1 protein-coding gene is annotated in these 482 nt (G+C 60.6%); it reads left to right on the plus strand.

Annotated features, from left to right (window positions below; all coding sequences use genetic code 11):
- Positions 1–482: immunoglobulin-like domain-containing protein (locus tag ACF8FG_RS24675; protein WP_392519326.1), on the plus strand; the 482-nt coding region annotated here is incomplete at both ends.

Consider the following 482-nt stretch of genomic DNA (forward strand, 5'->3'; position numbering starts at 1 on the left):
GTGGCCAAGCTGACCGCCACCCCTTCGGTCACCGAAGGCGGCGAGATCACTTACACCATCACGCTGACCAACAAAGACGGTCTGCCGATCGACAAGCACGCAGCGCTGACCTTTACCCTGGACGATGGCAAAACCACCATCACCATCCCGGCTAACGGTACAACCGGCACTGCCACCGTGGCTGCCCCGGACAACGTCTACGTCGGCACCAACGACCCTGTGATCAAATCGATCGCAACCGTTGAAGGCGCGGATGTCGGCAAGTTTGAGCAACTGACCCTCGACAAAACCCCGGTCAGCACTACCGTGACCGACGAGCCTGGCACCCCAGGCAACCCGGGCGGCAGCAACGAAGGCGACCTGGTCAAGGTCACTATTACTGCTGACCAGACCTCGGTGGCCGAGAACGTCAAACCGACGTTCACCGTGCACATCAACACCGCCCTGGCTCACGACCTAGTCGTGACCCTGAGCAACAATGC

The sequence above is a fragment of the Pseudomonas sp. YQ_6 genome, from assembly GCF_043103245.1.
GTDB lineage: Bacteria > Pseudomonadota > Gammaproteobacteria > Pseudomonadales > Pseudomonadaceae > Aquipseudomonas > Aquipseudomonas alloputida.